The organism is Cryptosporangium phraense (assembly GCF_006912135.1).
Classification (GTDB): Bacteria; Actinomycetota; Actinomycetes; order Mycobacteriales; family Cryptosporangiaceae; genus Cryptosporangium; species Cryptosporangium phraense.
The window spans coordinates 207,061-223,920 of the sequence record NZ_VIRS01000001.1; the positions used below are offsets into that span (position 1 = coordinate 207,061).

At 72.8% G+C, this 16,860-nt stretch carries 19 protein-coding genes; 5 read left to right on the forward strand and 14 right to left on the reverse strand.

Features of this window, described 5'->3' with window-relative positions; translation table 11 throughout:
• Positions 1–32 precede the first annotated feature (32 nt).
• On the reverse strand, positions 33–743 hold the full coding sequence (locus FL583_RS00920) for a hypothetical protein (RefSeq protein ID WP_142702490.1): 711 nt from the start codon (positions 741–743) through the stop codon (positions 33–35).
• A gap of 151 nt (positions 744–894) precedes the next feature.
• The gene (locus FL583_RS00925; RefSeq protein WP_142702491.1) at positions 895–1,404 is read right to left on the reverse strand and encodes a hypothetical protein; all 510 of its coding nucleotides are present in this window, start codon (positions 1,402–1,404) and stop codon (positions 895–897) included.
• A gap of 267 nt (positions 1,405–1,671) precedes the next feature.
• On the opposite strand from FL583_RS00925, the gene FL583_RS00930 reads away from it, so the two are divergent.
• Positions 1,672–3,315: a sensor histidine kinase gene (locus FL583_RS00930; RefSeq protein ID WP_170323422.1), complete on the forward strand. Its 1,644-nt coding sequence runs from the start codon at positions 1,672–1,674 to the stop codon at positions 3,313–3,315.
• Positions 3,312–3,944, forward strand: coding sequence for a response regulator (locus tag FL583_RS00935; RefSeq protein ID WP_142702493.1), 633 nt, complete (start codon positions 3,312–3,314; stop codon positions 3,942–3,944). Before FL583_RS00930 ends, FL583_RS00935 begins: the two co-directional genes overlap by 4 nt.
• 111 nt (positions 3,945–4,055) lie before the next feature.
• Here FL583_RS00935 and FL583_RS00940 read toward each other — a convergent pair whose 3' ends face one another.
• From FL583_RS00940 to FL583_RS00950, 3 genes are read right to left on the reverse strand one after another with little or no spacing between them, the layout of a single operon-like run.
• Complete coding sequence (locus FL583_RS00940) at positions 4,056–4,862, reverse strand: PIG-L deacetylase family protein (RefSeq protein ID WP_142702494.1); 807 nt, start codon at positions 4,860–4,862, stop codon at positions 4,056–4,058.
• Positions 4,859–5,989: a glycosyltransferase gene (locus FL583_RS00945; RefSeq protein ID WP_142702495.1), complete on the reverse strand. Its 1,131-nt coding sequence runs from the start codon at positions 5,987–5,989 to the stop codon at positions 4,859–4,861. The genes FL583_RS00940 and FL583_RS00945 overlap by 4 nt, the downstream gene beginning before the upstream one ends.
• A 17-nt stretch (positions 5,990–6,006) precedes the next feature.
• A complete protein-coding gene (locus FL583_RS00950; RefSeq protein ID WP_142702496.1) occupies positions 6,007–6,996 on the reverse strand; it encodes a lysylphosphatidylglycerol synthase transmembrane domain-containing protein in 990 nt (329 codons plus the stop codon).
• A gap of 202 nt (positions 6,997–7,198) precedes the next feature.
• On the opposite strand from FL583_RS00950, the gene FL583_RS00955 reads away from it, so the two are divergent.
• Both FL583_RS00955 and FL583_RS00960 read left to right on the forward strand, forming a co-directional pair.
• Positions 7,199–8,149, forward strand: a complete 951-nt coding sequence (locus tag FL583_RS00955; protein WP_142702497.1) for a quinone oxidoreductase family protein — start codon at positions 7,199–7,201, stop codon at positions 8,147–8,149.
• 35 nt (positions 8,150–8,184) lie between these two features.
• On the forward strand, positions 8,185–8,415 hold the full coding sequence (locus FL583_RS00960) for a VOC family protein (protein ID WP_205751748.1): 231 nt from the start codon (positions 8,185–8,187) through the stop codon (positions 8,413–8,415).
• Positions 8,416–8,441: 26 nt separating this feature from the next.
• Here FL583_RS00960 and FL583_RS39860 read toward each other — a convergent pair whose 3' ends face one another.
• Both FL583_RS39860 and FL583_RS00965 read right to left on the reverse strand, forming a co-directional pair.
• Positions 8,442–8,867: a hypothetical protein gene (locus tag FL583_RS39860; RefSeq protein ID WP_170323423.1), complete on the reverse strand. Its 426-nt coding sequence runs from the start codon at positions 8,865–8,867 to the stop codon at positions 8,442–8,444.
• Positions 8,868–8,946: 79 nt separating this feature from the next.
• Complete coding sequence (locus tag FL583_RS00965; protein ID WP_142702498.1) at positions 8,947–9,462, reverse strand: nitroreductase family protein; 516 nt, start codon at positions 9,460–9,462, stop codon at positions 8,947–8,949.
• 81 nt (positions 9,463–9,543) lie between these two features.
• On the opposite strand from FL583_RS00965, the gene FL583_RS00970 reads away from it, so the two are divergent.
• Positions 9,544–10,182: a peptide deformylase gene (locus FL583_RS00970; protein WP_142702499.1), complete on the forward strand. Its 639-nt coding sequence runs from the start codon at positions 9,544–9,546 to the stop codon at positions 10,180–10,182.
• A gap of 63 nt (positions 10,183–10,245) precedes the next feature.
• On the opposite strand, the gene FL583_RS00975 is transcribed toward FL583_RS00970, so the two are convergent.
• The 7 genes from FL583_RS00975 to FL583_RS01005 are packed head-to-tail and all read right to left on the reverse strand — an operon-like array spanning position 10,246 to position 16,858.
• Positions 10,246–10,728 (reverse strand): flavin reductase family protein, encoded by a 483-nt coding sequence (locus FL583_RS00975; RefSeq protein WP_142702500.1) that lies wholly within the window; start codon positions 10,726–10,728, stop codon positions 10,246–10,248.
• Positions 10,729–10,732: 4 nt separating this feature from the next.
• The gene (locus FL583_RS00980) at positions 10,733–11,425 is read right to left on the reverse strand and encodes an alpha/beta fold hydrolase (RefSeq protein ID WP_142702501.1); all 693 of its coding nucleotides are present in this window, start codon (positions 11,423–11,425) and stop codon (positions 10,733–10,735) included.
• Between the two features lies 1 nt (position 11,426).
• Positions 11,427–13,097: an FAD-dependent oxidoreductase gene (locus FL583_RS00985; RefSeq protein ID WP_142702502.1), complete on the reverse strand. Its 1,671-nt coding sequence runs from the start codon at positions 13,095–13,097 to the stop codon at positions 11,427–11,429.
• The gene (locus tag FL583_RS00990) at positions 13,094–14,407 is read right to left on the reverse strand and encodes an NtaA/DmoA family FMN-dependent monooxygenase (protein WP_142702503.1); all 1,314 of its coding nucleotides are present in this window, start codon (positions 14,405–14,407) and stop codon (positions 13,094–13,096) included. Before FL583_RS00990 ends, FL583_RS00985 begins: the two co-directional genes overlap by 4 nt.
• Before the next feature lie 12 nt (positions 14,408–14,419).
• Entirely contained in the window at positions 14,420–15,217 is a 798-nt protein-coding gene (locus FL583_RS00995) for an ABC transporter ATP-binding protein (RefSeq protein WP_142702504.1), read from the reverse strand.
• A complete protein-coding gene (locus FL583_RS01000) occupies positions 15,204–16,019 on the reverse strand; it encodes an ABC transporter ATP-binding protein (protein WP_142702505.1) in 816 nt (271 codons plus the stop codon). Before FL583_RS01000 ends, FL583_RS00995 begins: the two co-directional genes overlap by 14 nt.
• A complete protein-coding gene (locus FL583_RS01005) occupies positions 16,016–16,858 on the reverse strand; it encodes an ABC transporter permease (RefSeq protein ID WP_142702506.1) in 843 nt (280 codons plus the stop codon). Before FL583_RS01005 ends, FL583_RS01000 begins: the two co-directional genes overlap by 4 nt.
• Positions 16,859–16,860: the final 2 nt, after the last annotated feature.

Here is a 16,860-nt window from a genome sequence, read left to right on the forward strand (position 1 = left end):
TCCGAGTCCTCCGAGTCCCTACCGCCGGAAGACTACGGAAGCCATGACGTGACTCTCGGCCAGAAAATTGCCGCCCCGAGAGCCAGAGATGCCGTGGCTCCGGTGAGCGTCGCGACGATGACCGCAGCGCGGTAACCGCCTGGAGACGTACTCCCGTAGGAGTCGTAGCCGGCATAGACGATGACGGCCGCTCCGGCGGCGGCGACGCCAGTCATCACCCGCCGGTCGACGCGGGTCCGCCGGGCGGCGGCTGCACTCACACCGGCAGTGAGCGCCACGGCGCCCAGGGCCGTCGCCCCCGCCCGCAGAACCGACTGTTCGTCACTGCCGATGTACGGCAGAAGGTCGAGCGCGAGGCAGGCCAGGCCGAGCAGGCCAAGGCCCCCGCTGAGCCCGGCCAGACTGAAACCGAACGCCAACAGCAGAACTCCGAGGCCGGCCAGCGAAATGACCAGCGCGGTCAGCGACACCGGCGCCTGCCAGTTGCTCGGCAGCCACCACGACACGTCATGGTTGGTGACGGCCACGACAAGGCCGGCCGCGAAGAGCAGGCCGCCCGTCGCCCGGACCGCGACCTCCCCACCGGCAGAGGCGGCTACCAGGCAACCGGCAGCGACCGCCAGTGCCGAGAACACCGCGAGCACCGCGACATTGTCGCCGTTCTCTTCGATCTGCCAACCGAGCAACAGGCCGACGACCCCGAGGAAGATGATGACCAGCCCGATCCATACCCGACCGACCACGACTCCCCCAGACCAAAGTCAAGTCACCGTTGTCAACATCGCAAAGCAATCACCGATAGTCGTCGCGCCGCGTCGACCGCCCATGAGCGCTCCCTGAATGTCTCCAGATTTCCGGGCGCACCAGGCTGCGGACATGGCCGGGGCGATTCGGTCAGGCGCCGTAGCCTTTGGTCGCGACGTTGCCCAGCGTGAGTACCAGGATCGCGACGACGTTGAGTACGGCGACGACCAGGCCGACGATGCCGAACGCGCGGGCAGCACCGGTGTGTGGCGGACCGTCGTTGGTCAGGCCGCCGAGCCAGGCCGCCAGTCCGCCGAAGATCGCGGGACCGCCTGACCAGAAAATCGGGACGGACAGCACCGACAACGCGCCGAGCGTGATCGCTCCGACCTTGCTGCGGCCGGCGGTCCGGCGGGTGAAGAGGGCGATGGCGAAGCCGACGGCCAGGCAGATCGCGGCGACGACCGAGAGGCTGACCAGGGAGTCTTTGACGCCTTGCGATCGGTGGATGTCGTGGTCGCTCGCGACGAACATTCCGATCACGAAGACGGCGAGCTGGACGCCGGTGGACAACGCGATGGCCGCGCCGACGAGGAGGGCAGCTGACGGCGAGCGGCGGATGTTCGCGGCCTGCACGGCGCCGGATTCGGTCTGGGACACGGTGTTCTCCTGGGTGTTCGGCCCGGACGCTCCGGGGCTGCGACCAGCATCGGAGGCATGCCATCCCGAAGGCGATGCTCTCGCCGTCCTCTTGTGTCATCGGCCGTCCCGGGATTGTCCCGTCATGGCCCGAGGTTTGTCCCGCAGCAGACGTGTTCGCCGACGATCCAGCATCATGGCGATGTGAGCGTCCAGCCCAACAGCGCTACCGGGCCACCGGGCTTCCCGGCTGCGATCGTCGGCGTCGCGCTCGCCACCGGCGCCGGGATGCTCCCGGTCTTCGCCGGACTCAATCTCGATCGGCTGCCGACCGCCGCGACCGTGAGCGCCGGCTGGGGAGCACTGGGCCTGGCCGCCGGGCTCTTGGTAGACCGACCGGACACCAGACGCCTGGGATGGGTGTTCGCAGCGTGTGCGGCTATCCCGGCGGTGGTAGGCGGAGTCGCCCTGATCCAGGACGACGATCTACCCTGGGTCGCGTTCGCGCGGCTCTGGGACCGGTTCGGGTTGCTCACCATCGCCGTCGCGCTGCTCGCGATTGCCTGGGCCGTTGGCCGGCCCCGCGACCGGATGTCCCGCCGTCGGCTGGTATGGCTCGCCTTCTGGGCCGCCGTCTTGTTCGGGTCCGTGATGGGTGGTCGGCTGACCGCGGACGAGGGCCGGGCCGCGCTCGTGACGATGATCGGGTTGTGGACGTTTGCGGCGGCCACCTCCCGGGTGCTGCTCGTCCGTGAGTTGCGCCCGATCGTCGAGCCGCTGATTGACGCCGCCCTGGTCGTGGGTGCCGTCGCAGTCAGCGCCGCCCTCGGTGTCGGCGCTCGCGCGGTGGGTCGATGGTCGGGTCTGCCGTCGCCGGACGCGTCCGGGGCGTTCGTAGCGGTCGCGGCGGCCGCGATGTCCTGGCCGCTCGGGATCTGGATCCGTCGCACTTACCTGGAACGCCGGTATGGGCCTGGCGTGCTCACGCCCGCCGATGTCGCGCTGATCACGGCGGGTTTGCATCGGGAGGCCGATCCGCGCGAGCTGCTGGCGAAGGCGGCCACCCTTGTGGCCGCGGCGAGCGGGCACCGGGAGGTGAGCATCGTGCTCGGCGCTGACGAGCCGGATCACCCGGGCGGACTCTTTCTGAACCATGCGCTGGTGGTCGCGGGCGATCGGGTCGGCACGCTCTCCGTCCGCCTCGAGCATCCCGAGGGCCCTGAACCGCGCCAGAGTCGAATGGTGACGCAGTTACTGCCGACGGTCTCGCTGGTCGCCCGCGCGGTTGGGCTGGCGATCGAAGCCGAGCATGCCCGGCAGGACGTCGCCCGCGAACGCGATCTCGAACGGTCCCGCATCCTCGGCGACCTGCACGACGGCGTCGGTCCGGTCTTGGCCGGGTTGAGCATGCGGGTACAGGCCGCACTGCGCCGCGACCCCACACCTCTTCTCGAGGCGCTGTCCAACGAGCTGGCCGACTGCCGTGGCGATCTTCGGCGGATCGTGTCCGGGCTGACGCCATCCGCCCTTCACGACGGAGACCTGGCCGAGGCTCTGACGCGGTTGGTCGAGAGCTTCGCCAGTGAGGACCGCAGCATCAGTCTGCGTACGGAACCCTGGCCGACGTCAGGGCCGGCGCTGACGCCAGAGGTCACGGTCGCCGTCTACCGCTGTGTCGCCGAGGGCATCACCAACGCGCTGCGGCACGGCAACCCGTCGCGGGTGACCGTCGACGTACGAATCGCGGTAGCTGGGCGGATCGAGGTGGACGTGCGCGATGACGGCACTGGCGGGAACGTCGTACCGGGCGTCGGCCTCACGTCACTGCTGCGTCGAGCCGAACAACTCGGGGGGCGACTGAAAGTCGAGTCGGCGCAGCCGACCGGCGTCCACCTGCACGTCGAGCTGCCGGTTGCGGGAGCCGTCGCATGATCGGGGTCCTGCTGGTCGACGATCACCCGATCGTCCTGTCCGGGCTGGCCGCGCTGGTACAGTCCGACGACGGGCTGGAACTGCAGGCCACAGCACGATCAGTCGCCGAGGCGTCGGCGGTGTCGACAACCCCCGATGTCGCCCTCGTCGACCTCGACCTCCCCGACGGCGACGGGATCTCGCTCGGTGCGGGGCTGAAGGCCCGCTGGCCAGCGATCCGCGTAGTCGTGCTCACCATGCATGCCGACGACCAGGCGGTCATGCGCAGCATCGGCGCCGGCCTCGACGGATATTTACTCAAGGACTCCGACCCGGAGGACATCCTGGCCGCGATCCACACCGTCGCGGGCGGGACGATGGTGCTCGGCCGGGGGGCCAAAGCGGCGGTTGTGGCGGCCGCCGCCGTCGCACCGCGTACCGATGGGCTGGCCCGCCTGGACGCGCGTGAGCTGGAAATCCTCGAACTGCTGGTTCAGGGTCTGACGACATCTCAGGTCGCGGCCCGGCTGTATCTGGCGCCGAAGACGATACGTAACCGGGTCTCGGATCTCGTCGGCAAGCTGGGCGTGGCCTCGCGGGAAGACGCGATCGAGGTCGCGAGAGCGTTAGGCCTGCGGCCCCGCCGCTGATCTTGGGTCCGGCACGCGACGAGGACTGCGGGGCCCGGCCGGACCAGAAGACCGAGCCCCTCCGTCACCTCACGAGCCGGGTCGTCGGTGAAAGCCACCGCCGCGGCGAACTCACCGAGAGGCCGGAGCCTGGGCTCCGGCGTCGGCGAAAATGTCGTCGAGCGGCCCACCCGGCACACCGCCGCGTTCCACGAACCACTCGCGGCCCAGCACAGCGGCGAAGACCCTCGGCGGGAGGCGCAGCAGGGCTCCGACCGTGCGCGGCCCGCCTTCTGCCTGGCTCGCGTGCGCGGCTAGCGCCGCTCGCTTCGCGCCGAGATGCTTCCGGACGTCGACGACGTGCGTGATCGACGCCCGGTCGGTGAACACCGTGTCGACGTCGTTCAGCGGCAAACGCGGCAGCAGTCGGCCGGTGAGGCGCAGCAGGCGGAGCACCGGGCGGAGCGCGTCCCGGTCGATCGTGGCTTCGAGGACGCGGACCCCGGCGAGCCGGCCGGCCCGGGCGCCGACGTGGTGCACGTGTACGTGGTCGGGGTGCCCGTAGCCGCCGCGGGCGTCGTAGCTCAGCAGCACGTCGGCCCGTTCGTCGTGGAGCAGCGCGGCCAGCCGGACGGCCGCCTCGTCGATCGGGACGTCACGGAAGCGCCGGGCGCCCGGGGCGTCGCCGTGGAGGCCGGAGTCGGCGTAGCCGAGCGTCTCGACGCGGGCGCAGCCGAGCGCCGCGGCCGATCGCTGGAGCTCCCGCCACCGCCGACGTCCGAGGCCGTCGCCCGCGGACGCCAGACCGGCCTCGCCGACCGTGGCCACGACGAGGACGACGCGGTGCCCCTCGGCGGCCGCGCGGGCGAGCGTGCCGCCGGTCAGCAGCGCCTCGTCGTCCGGATGCGCGTGGAACGCGACGACCGTGCGCGGGCTCATCGGCCGGCTCCGGCGAGTCGGTTCCGGCCCGCCCGGTCGTAGAGCGCGTCGGCCGCGGCGAGCACCGAGTCCCAGTCGACGGCCGGTCGCACCGCGCCGTTGTGGGCGCGGACGGCCCGCAGCGTCGCCGGGTCGGCGAGCAGACCGGCGATCGTCGTCCGGAACTCGGTCTCGGAGGCGGCGAGCCAGCCTTCCACGCCGTGTGCGACGAAGTCGCCGACGCCGCTCCCGGCCCTGGCCAGCACCGGCAGTCCGGCGCTGCGCGCCTCCAGCGCCGCGATGCCGAACGACTCCCGCAACGCCGGCGCCAGGTACAGGTCGGCCCGGCCGAGCAGGCCGCGGATGGCCGCCCGGTCCAGGGCACCGGTCAGCGTGACGTCCGTCTGCGCCCCGGCGACGACGACGTCCCGGCGCAACGCGGGCAGCAGCGGGCCGTCGCCCACGAGCACGGTCCGGAACCGATACTCGGCGCGGAGGTCGAGCAAGGTCCGGAGCAGCGCCCGGGGACGCTTCCGCCGGACCATCCGCGACACGCTGATCAGCGTCGGCACGTCGTCGACCGGAGCGACGGGCGGCTGCCGCCAGGCGTCCGCATCGATGCCGTTGGCCAGAACGGAGACCGGTGCACCATCGAGAGCCTCCCGGACCGCGGCGGCCGCCGCGGTACTGACCGCGGCCCAGGCGACCGGCCACGTGCGCGCACCGTGCCACCGGGCGTACCCGCGGACCAGCGGCAGCACGTCGTGCCACATCGAGTGCACCGAGACGGCGGTCGGCCGGCCGGTGCGCATCGACGACCGGGCGGCGGACCAGGACAGCGGCGAGAACGTCGAGAGGTGAACGTGCACGGCGTCGACGCCGAAGGCGTCGAGGACGCGCTCCAGCCCACGCTGGGTGACGCCGCGGTAGGGTCCGGCGCCCGGCGAGCCCGCGCCGAGACGGACGACCGGCACGTGCGCGAAGTGGGTGGCGAACCGGTCGGCTTCGGGGAGGTCGGGCGGGGCCGTCGTCGTGACGACGATCGGCTCGTGGCCGACGCTCCGCTGGCGGGTGGCCAGATCGTGGACCTGCAGCTCGACGCCGCCGAGCCGCGGCAGGTAGACGTCGGTGACGTGGGCGATGCGCATGGGTGCTCCGGAAGGGTTCAGGCGGGACGGATGCGGCGGCCGAGCGCCCAGAGCGCGGTGGCGACGCCACCGACCGGGATCTCGGCGAGGAAGATGAAGGCCCGGTAGAGCAGGACGCCGGCCAGCGCGGCGGTGGGATCGACGCCCAGCACCGCGAACACGGCCACGGTTCCGGCCTCGACGAGTCCGGCGCCGCCGGGCGTCAGCGCGAGCAGCGTCAGGGCCCGCTCGGCGACGAGACCGCCGAAGACGACCGGCGGGGCGACGTGCAGGCCGACGGCGGCCAGGCACAGCCAGAGCAGCAGACCCTGGAGGAGCAGGTAACCGCTCATCCCGCCGGTCAGCGCGGCCCAGCGGCGGCGCACGAGCTCGCCGGACCCGGTGAACACGGCTTCCGCGTGCGCGGTCCAGCCGAGCGGCCGGCTTCCCGTCCGCTGGGCCACCCGTTCGATGAATCCGACGACGCTCAGCAGCGCGCTCAGGCGTCCGGACATCGCGGCGACGAGCAGGCCGCCGAGCACCGCGGCGAGGCCGGAGATCCCCAGCCAGAGCGGGCCGGGGCGGACCGGGCCGAGCACGAGCAGCGCACCGGTCGCGACCAGCGGGAGCAGCAGCTTGCTCGCGACGTCGCTGGCCTTGGAGACGATCGTGAAGCGGGCGAAGTCCCGGCCGCTGTGCCCCCAGCCGCGCACCATCCCGAGGTTCATCGCGGTGCCGGCGACCCCGCCCAGCGGCAGCACGTTGGAGACCGCGCTGCCGGAGAGGTTGAGCGTCAGCGCGCGGCGGCGGGTCAGCCCGGGCAGCGACGCGGTGAGCACCAGCGTGTGCACCCAGAGCCCGAGCATCCAGACGACGCCGAGCGCGCACAGACGTCCCCAGCCGAGCCCGGCGAGCCGGTGCAGGGCGACCGACCACGATGCGCCCAGGGCACCGAGGTGGCGGCAGGCGAGAACAGCTAGCGCGGTCGCGGCCAGGAGCAGCAGCGCGCGGCGGATTCGGTGCGTCACGCCTGCACGGTGGCAGTCGTTTCCTGACTAGGAGCTGAAAGTGAGTTCCGGCGACCGCGGAACAGCACGGCGGACCGGTTCGTGGAACGCTGGCGGCACGGTACGAGCACGCGAGCCCCGGAGGACCGATGATCCACGACCACCCGGCGGACACGGCACGACCTGGCCCGGAGCACCGGTCCCGGCCGGGCCGCTGACGCCGATGCTCGCCGTCGAGTGCTCCCGCTTCGGTGGCCCCGAAGTCCTCCGGCTGGTCGACCGGCCCGAGCCCACCGCCGGCCCCGGACAGGTGTTGATCGAGGGGACCGCGGCCGGGGTGAACTTCGCCGACACCAGCCGGATCGCCGGCTCCTACCATCCGGTTCCAACATTGCCGTTCGTCCCCGGCACCGAGGTCGTCGGCCGCACCGGCGCCGGCCGGCGGGTGCTGGCCCCGACCTTCGACGGGGGCGGCTTCGCCGAGTGGGCGGTGGTCGCCGCCGATCAGGCCGTTCCGGTCCCGGACGCCGTCGACGACGCGGCCGCGCTCGCTCTGCTCGTGCAGGGCCTCACCGCCTGGCACCTGCTCCGCAACTCCGCCCGCCTCCGTCCGGGCGAGACCGTGGTGGTCAACGCGGCCGCCGGGGGCGTCGGCTCGTTGCTGATCCAGCTGGCCCGGCAGTTCGGCGCGGCCCGGGTGATCGGCACCGCGTCCACCCCGGCCAAGCGGGAGCTCGCGCTCTCCCTGGGCGCCGACGCGGCGATTCCCGACGACGCCGACGGCTACGCCGAGCGGGTCAGGGCGGCCAACGACGGCGCCCCGGTGGACGTCGTCCTCGACTCGATCGGCGGCCGGACGTTCAGCGCCGGGCTGGACGCGCTGGCGAATTTCGGACGGCTGGTGACGTTCGGCAACGCGTCCCGGCAGGGGCGGCCGCCGGTCGACCCGGCCGTCCTCGCCGAGCGGAACCTGGCCGTCGCCGGTTTCTGGCTGCGGCCGGCCCTGGCGGACCCCGGCGCCTACTCCGAGCCGCTCACCGAGCTGTTCGGGCTGGTCGAGACCGGTCGGCTACGGCCGCTCACGCACGCGGCGTATCCGCTCGCGGACGTCGGCCGGGCATTCGACGACCTCCTCGCCCGGCGCACCACCGGGAAAGTCACGCTCCGCCCCTGACCGTTGCTCCCGTCGGCGCCCGAGGAGGCCGCGCGATGACCACCGGACTGACCCTGACCACCGTCAACCTCAGCACGCCGGACCCGCCGGGCCTCGCCCGGTTCTACGCGCGGCTGCTGGGCTGGGAGATCGCGTCGGAGGAGCCGACCTTCGTGTCGCTCCGGCCGCCGGACGGCGGCGTCGGGCCGGCCGAGTGGCAGCCCCAGGAGGACGTGCGGGTCTACCTCGATCCGGCCGGGCACCCGTTCTGCCTCTGGCTCGGCTGAGCCGCGATCACCGTCGAAGGTGCCGGTCAGCGCCGGGGTTCCTCGCACAGGTCGCGGCCGTTCGCGCACAGGTAGTAGTTGACGTTCGCGACCAGCGGGGTGTGCGACCGGATGCGATACACGATCCGGCCGCTGCCCTTCTCCACCGCGATCACGTAGGGCTTGGACAGGTCCCATCCGCCGTCGCCGCCGCCGAACGCGTCGTTGGCCCCGTCGGCGTAGCCGTCGTTGTAGGCGTCGGTGACCGGCCGCCGGGAGGTCGCCGGCAGTGCCGCTCCCTCCTGGAGCGCCCGGCCCTCCTGCCGGCCCTGGGCCTCGCCCGTGCGGAGCCCGGCCGAATACCCGGCGCTGCGCGCCGACTCCGTCGACGGGGCCGTCGCGCGGCCGAGCCAGAAGACGGTCGCCGCGGCGACCGCCACGAGGATCACTGCCACTGCGGTTCGCGGACGCATGTGCCCACCTCACATCGATGGCCGCCTCGGGTGCAGGCCGCCATCGTCGCAGCGGACGACTACCCGACTGACGTTTCCGCTACCAGCGGCCGCGGTGAACGACTTCGTCGAACGGGCGACGCTTCGGGTTCTCGATCGGGCGCAGCGGCCGGTCGGCCGGGTACCCGAGACCGATCAGGAACGCCACCTGGTACTCGGCCGGCACCCCGAGAATCTCGCGGGCCCTCTCCTGATCCCCGACCGACGAATGCCCGGCCCCGATCCCCAGATCCACCGCGGCCAGCATGATGGCATACGTCGCCTGACCGAGGTCGTACTGATCGACCACCTTGCTGCGCTCGTCCGGCGGCTCGGGCACCACGAGCGCGATCGCCGCCTGTGCTCCGGGGATGTGCTGGGCCCCGCGCCAGACGGTGCCGAGCTCAGCCAGCTGTTCCCGGTCGGTGACCAGCACGAAGTCCCAGTGCTGCCGGTTCGACGCCGACGGAGCACGCCAGCCGGCCTCGAGAATCCGGTCGAGGTGCTCGTCGGAGATCGGTTCCGGCGTGTACTCGCGGACGTTCCGGCGTGAACGGATCGCGTCCCAGGTTTCCATCGGGCCTCCTCAGGAGTCGAGCCTGAAACGGAACAGGCCCTCGAAACGTAAATCGGCACGCACGAGCGGACAACTACCCTGATTCCTGTGACGACCGTCGACGACTCCCTCGCCGCTCAGGTGAAGACGCTGCTGACCGCGCCCCGGCCGTGGACCATCGTGCCGGTGGGCAGCCCGGTGCTGCGCCGGCCGGCCGCCCGCTACGAGGGCCAGCTCCCCGACGATCTGCTCGCCGAACTCCTCGACGCGATGCGCGCCCACCTGCCCGGCGTCGGCGTCGGGCTGGCCGCGCCCCAGGTGGGGATCCCGCTGGCGATGGCCGTCATCGACGACCCGGCCCGGATCGCCCCCGAGCTGGCCGCGGCGCGCGAACGTCCGCCGCAGGCGCCGCTCGATCTCGTCAACCCGTCCGTCACCCCGCTGGGCGACGAGACGGTGGCGTTCTACGAAGGTTGCCTGAGCGTCGACGGGCTCACCGCGGTGGTGGCCCGGCACCGCCGGGTCCGGCTGACCGCAGCGGACCGTAGCGGCCGCACCTACGCGCTGGAGCTCTCCGGCTGGCCGGCCCGCATCGCCCAGCACGAGGCCGACCACCTCGACGGGATCCTCTACCTCGACCGCGCCGAGCCACGCTCGATCTCGACCACCGCCGCCTACGGGCAGTACTGGTCCGACCCGACCCCGGCCCGCGCCGCCACCGCCCTGGGCTTCCCGGCCTGACCGGCCCGTCCGCACCAGCCGCGGAAGGCCCGTCCGTTCCGGACCGGGCGCCCGGGTGACCCGTCAGGTCAGGTGGCGGAAGCGGCTGCCGTGGAACACCAGCGGGCTCAGGTCGTGGTGGGCGTCGAGGTCCTGGACCCGCAGCACCACGATGTCGTGGTCACCGGCCCGCACCTCCTGGTCGATGCTCGTCTCGAACCACCCGCTGGCCTGCTCCAGCAGCACCGCGCCGTCGTCGGTGGCCCGCCACGACAGACCGGCGAACCGGTCCGCCGATTTGCCGGCCAGGCGGCGTCCGGCCTGTTCGAGCTCACCGCTGAGAATGCTGACGCCCAGCCGGCGGGCGTCGCGCAGCACCGGCCAGGTGGTCGACGTGTGGGCGACGCAGAACGACACCAGCGGCGGGTCGAGCGAGACCGACGTGAAGCTGCTCGCGAGCAGCCCGGCCGGGCGGTCGCCGAGCACCGCCGCCACCGCGACGACCCCGGACGGGAAGGCCCCGAACACGTGCCGGAGCCGGTGCGGATCGATGGCCAACGAGGTCATGCCCTCACCACGCACTGGATTCGACCGTGACGACCGGCACCAGCGACTCCCGCAGCGCCTCGAGGAACGTCACGATCTCCGCGGCCACCGACCGGTGCTGCAGGTCGTTGAGGACGTCGTGATGGCCGCCCCGCACCACCGCGAGCCGGGCCCGGGGCAGCGACTTGGCCGCGCCGGTCAGGGCGGCCCGGTCGGCGTACGGGTCGGCGTCACCGACGAGCAGCAGGTGCGGGAGCTCGCTGGTGCTCCCGTAGACGGCGTCGAGCAGGTCGCTGGGGACGGCCGAGTCCAGCGCACCGGGCCGGAAGTCCGCATCCCCGCTCAGCACCCCGCGGTGGGTCGGACAGTGGGTGCGCGCGTCCAGCTCGGCGTCCCATCCGTCCGTGGTCTGAACACCGTAGCCGGGGAGCCCGGCCAGCACGACCGCGTCCACCCCCGGCAAGTCTCCGCGCGCCGCCGCCGCGCCCACCACGGCCGCCCCCAGGTCCGCCCCGATCAGCACGACCGGCGCCACGAAGTCGTCCCCGAGGTCGGAGACGGCCGCGGCCGGTGGAAGGACCCGGACGTGGTAGGCGTCCGCGGCCAGCCGGGCGCCGAGGCGGCCGTAGCTGCGCTGCGTCTCTCCCCGGCCGGGCAGGATCAGGATCGTGCCCCGGGTGCGGAGCCCCGACGGCGCGCTGTAGTCGTGCTCGGACATGTCAGGCTCCTGCCAGTTCGGTGGTGAGGACGGCGGCCCGGGCCCCGAGGATCCGGTCGAGGACCGCGGCGGCCCCGCCGTCCGGGAGCTCCGCGCCGCGCCAGGCGACGTGCTGGTCGGGCCGGACGAGGACGTTCGCCGCCCCGTACAGCTCGCGGACCTGCGGATCGGTGAGGTGGACGACCGTGAACGGCAGCCGCCGTCCGGCCGCCTCGGCGGCGAACGCGGCCTCGACCGTGCGGTCGGCGGAGAGCACCAGCAGCGCGAACGCGTTCCCGATCCGGTCGTACAGCGTCCCGCCGTACGGGTCGACGACGCCGTCGGGCGCGCGGTGTCCGGGCCGCGGGTCGTCCTCGTAGACGTCCGGACGCCAGCCCGGCTCGGTCTCCCGCTGACCGTCCTCGTACCAGACGACGGCCGAGGCGTCGTAGCGCTCGTCGAACGTGACCCCGGACGCGTCCAGCCGGTCGGCGCCGATCCGGCGGGTGATCTCCTCGCGCCGGGCCACGGCCGACTCGCTGACGTCGTCGTCGGCCGGTACCCCGATCCGGCGCACCGCGGCCAGCGTGGCCCGCCCGCGGACCGCCCGGGCCAGCGCGAACTCCGCGACCCGCCAGTTGTGCGGACGTCGCTCCTGGTCGTAGGAGTCGAGCAGCGCGTCGGGGGCCGAGCCGTCGAGCACCGCGGCGAGCTTCCAGCCGAGGTTCACGACGTCGCCGAAGCCCTCGCCGAGGTTGCCGCCGGGCGTGCGGACGTGGGCCGCGTCGCCGGCCAGCAGCACCCGGCCCGACCGGAACGTCCGGGCGATGCGGGTGGCCTCGTAGAACGTCGTCGCCGAGGCGATCTGGAGGTCGAGGTCGAACCCGAACGCGGCCCGCGCGGTGTCGAGCAGCTCCTGTTCGGACGGTTCGTGGTCCAGCGGGTACGGCCCGGCGTAGACCCGCCACTCCCGGGTGCTGACCGCGGCCAGGAACCCGGACGCCTTCTGGTTGAAGACGATGTTCGTGCCGCTGGGCGCCGGGCCGACGCGGTCGGAGATGTCGCCGGTGCGGACGATCAGCCGCAGGCGTTTCTCGGTGGCCCGCTCGCCGTCGCGCTCGATGCCGGCCAGGCGCCGGACCGTGCTGCTGCCGCCGTCCGCGCCGAGAACGTAGCGGGCCCGGATCGTCCGCCCGGAAACGACCGCGTCGATGCCGTCGGCGTGCTCGCGCAGCGCGGTGAGCGCGTGGCCGCCCGCGACCGGCACCCCGCGCGCGGCCAGGTGGTCGAGGAACACCTTCTGCAGCGCCGACTGTGGCCGGCGCAGGGCCTCCTCGGACGAGGGAGCCCGGCTGAACGACGGCGCCCGGTTCGGGGCCAGGTCGTGGCCGACCAGCGAGGTGACCAGCCGGATCCCGCGGTTCCACTCGGGCGGGAACGTCCACTCGTCGCGGATCTGCTGCAACAGCCCCCAGCGGCGGAAGTGCTCGACGACCCGAGGGGTGTGGCCCATCGCGCCGGCCCGGATCAGCGTCGCCTCCCGGGCCCGGTCGACGACCGCGACGCCGACCCCGCGGGCCGAGAGCTCGACGGCGGCCGACAGGCCCACCGGCCCGGCCCCCACGACCAGCACGTCGACGTCGGCCGGCGGCGCCACCGACGGGAAGCGGACGGTGTGGACGTCGCGGTTCACGACGCGTACCGGTTCGCCGGGACCGGCAGCCCGAGGTGTCCGCGCAGGGTGTCGGCCTCGTAGGAGGTGCGGAACAGCTCCCGCTTCTGGAGCAGCGGAACCACCGACTCGACGAAGAACTCCAGCTCCTCCGACGTGCGGAACGCGAGGTTGATCCCGTCGAACGTGTCGGCCGCGAACCACTGCTCGATCGTGTCGGCGACGGTCTGCGGCGAGCCGACGAACGGCGAGTGCTTGAACTCGTTGACGCTGTCGACGACCTGCCGCAGCGTGAGGTTCTCGCGCCGGGCCCGCTCGATGATCTTCGTCGCCCCGGTGCGTCCGCCCCGCTCGGCCAGGTGCGCGACGTCCGGGAACGGCCCGTCCGGGTCGTAGACGCTGAAGTCGTGGGCGCCGAAGCCCCGGCCGAGCAGGGCCAGGTTCCGCGCGAAGTCGTTGTCCTCGGCGAAGATCTCCCGCTCGCGCTCCCGGGCGGCGGCGTCGGTCGGGGCCACGACCGGGCCGCCGTGGATGAAGATCTTGATGTGGTCGGGGTCGCGCCCGGCCGCCGCGGTGCGTCGCTTGACGTCGGTGTAGTACTCGTGGGCGGCGTCGAGCGAGCTGCCCGGCGCGTAGATGCCCTCGGCCACGGCCGCGGCCAGGTTGCGCCCCTCCTCCGAGACCCCGGCCTGGAAGATCACCGGCTGTCCCTGCGGCGACCGCGAGAGGTTCAGCGGCCCGTCCACGCGGAAGTGCTCGCCGACGTGGTTCAGCGCGTGCAGCTTCGTCGGGTCGAGGAACACGTCGCCCGACGCCGGGAACGCGTCGTCCTCGTAGGAGTCCCAGAGACCGCGGATCACCTCGACGGCCTCCAGCGCGCGTCCGTAGCGGGTCGCGTAGTCGAGGTGCTCCTCGAGCCCGTAGTTGCGCGAGGTGCCGGTGTCGAAGCTGGTGACGACGTTCCAGCCGGCCCGGCCGCCGCTGATGTGGTCGAGCGACGCGAACCGGCGGGCCAGGTTGAACGGCGAGTTGTACGTCGAGCTCGCGGTGCCGACCAGGCCGATGTGCGACGTGTGGACCGCGACCGCGGACAGCAGCGTCAGCGGCTCCAGCCGGTTCAGGTAGTGCGACGGATAGGTGCTGTTGATGAACTGGCTGTCGACGATGAACAGCGCGTCGAACAGCGCCTCCTCGGCGAGCTGGGCCTGCCGGATGTAGTACCGGATGTCGATGCTGGCGTTCTTGGCGATCCGCGGGTCTTTCCACAGACCGTGCTGGCCGGGGCCGCCGACACCGTAGGGATGCAGCGCGAGGTGGATCTGGCGGGGCATGGAACCTCCCGATCAGGCGTGCAGGAGCGCGCGGAGCTCTTCGCGACCGGCCCGGTCGGCCGCGGCCGACCGCAGCGTCGGGACCGAGCGCACGAGGAGCTGGGTGTAGGGGTGTTCGGGCGCGGTGACGACCCGCCGGGCCGGCCCGTCCTCGACGAGCTCGCCCTGGTACATCACGGCGATCCGGTCGGCGACACCGACGACCGACCCGAGGTCGTGGGAGATGAAGATCTGCGCGGTCGGCAGGCCCTTGAGGATCTCCAGGATCTGGACGCGGTTCGCGGAGTCGAGCGCGCTGACCGGTTCGTCGAGGATGAGCAGGGCCGGGTCGGTGATCAGGGCCCGGGCGACCGCGACGCGCTGCCGCTGGCCACCGGAGATCGCGCTGGGCAGCCGGTCGAGCAGGTCCTCGTCCAGCCGGACGCGCTCCAGCAGATGGCGGGCCCGGGAGGTCGCCTCGTCACGGTTCACGCCCCGGACCAGCAGGGGCTCGATCAGCGACTCCTCGACGGTCAGGTCCGGGTCGAGGCTGCGCAGCGGGTCCTGGAAGACGTACTGGACGACGCCCCGGCGCCGGAACGCCCGCCAGTGCCGGGAGCGGAACCCGGTCACGTCGGCCCCGTCGACCAGGACCGTTCCGGACGACGCGGGCACCAGCCCGAGCACGGCGCGGGCCAGCGTCGACTTGCCCGACCCGGTCTCGCCGATCACGCCGACGGTCTCGCCCGGCTCCACCCGGAGCGAGACGTTCCGCAGCGCGTGATGACGCCGGTAGTGGACGTTCAGGCCGGTGATCTCAAGCAGTGGCACGGGTCGACTCCAGGTACTTGTCCAGGCCGTACTGCTCGTGCTCGGCGATGAGCAGCCGGGTGTACTCGTGCTGCGGGTCGTGCAGCACGTCGCTCGTCGTGCCCCGCTCGACGACCTCGCCGTCGCGCAGCACCAGCACTTCGTCGCAGACCTGGGCGATCACGGCCAGGTCGTGGGAGACCACGAGCAGCGCCAGCCCGTTCCGTTCCCGCAGGTCGGCCAGGAGGTCGAGGATCTCGGCCTGGACGATGACGTCGAGCGCGGTGGTGGCCTCGTCGGCGATGAGCACGGCCGGGTCGGCCGCGATCGCCGCGGCGATCAGCACCCGCTGCAGCATCCCGCCGGAGAGCTCGTAGGTGTACTGCTGGTAGACCAGCGCCGGGTTGCGCAGGTGGACCGCGGCCAGCAGCTCGAGCGTGCGCCGGCGCGCCTCCCGGCGCGAGACCCGCAGCTTGACCCGGACGACCTCGGCGATCTGCGCCCCGACCCGGATCGACGGGTTCAGGTACGACGCCGGGTCCTGGAACACCGCGCTGATCGTCGACCCGCGCAGCCCGGTCCAGTCGGCGTCCGACAACCCGGTGATGTCCCGGCCGCCGATCTCGACCGAGCCGGAGGTGATCGCGAAGTGCTCGGGGAGGATGCCGAGCGCGGCCCGGCAGGTCAGCGTCTTGCCGCTGCCGGACTCGCCGACGATGCCGACGACCCGGCCGGGCGTCAGGTCGAACGAGATGCCGTGCACGATCTCGCGGTCGTGGACGTAGTCGTGGATGTGAAGGTCCCGGACGGACAGTGCGGTCATCGGACCTGTGCCGCCTTCCTCGCGTCGACCAGAGCTCGTCCGGCCGCCCCGGACACGTCGCGGATCGCGTCGGCCAGAAGGTTGGAGGCCCAGACCGTCGCCATGATCAGCAGGGCCGGCGCAGCCGGCGCGAACGGCCGGTAGTGCAGGTAGTTGAGGTCGGAGGCGAGCAGACCGCCCCAGGTCGGCGCGGGTGGCTGCACGCCGATGCCGAGGAACGTGAGGCTGGAGACGATGATGAAGCCGAGGCCGATGGTCTGGGCCAGCGCGACCGCGACCGGCGGGAGCACCTTGGCCCAGACGTGCCTGCGGACGATCCACCCGATCGACGCGCCGGAGATCCGCGCCGCCTCCACGTACTGCGAGTGCGCGACCGACATCGTGGCCGCCCGCGTCACCCGGTAGAACAGCGGCGAGACGAGGACGCCGGTGACGACCATGGCCTGGGTGAGCCCGTTGCCCAGCAGCGCGGTGACGGCCACCGCGAAGACCAGGAACGGCAGGGCGACGAGCGTGTCGGCCAGCCGGAGCGTCGTCCACTCGAAGACCCGTCCGAGCAGGACCGACAGCAGGCCGGGGACGGTTCCCACGACGAGCGCGACCAGCGCGACGAGCACCGAACCGACGACGCTGTCGCGCGAGCCCTCGAGCAACCGGCTGAAGACGTCGCGGCCGAGGTAGTCGGTGCCGAGCCAGTGGTCGCCGGAGACGCCGAGGAGCGGGGTCGTGGTCGCCCGGTCGGGCGCCACCAGCGGGCCGGCGATCGCGAGCAGCGCGACGACCGACAGGATCACGAGCGCGATGCGGCCGGCCCGGAGGGCGAGAACACGACGGACCATCG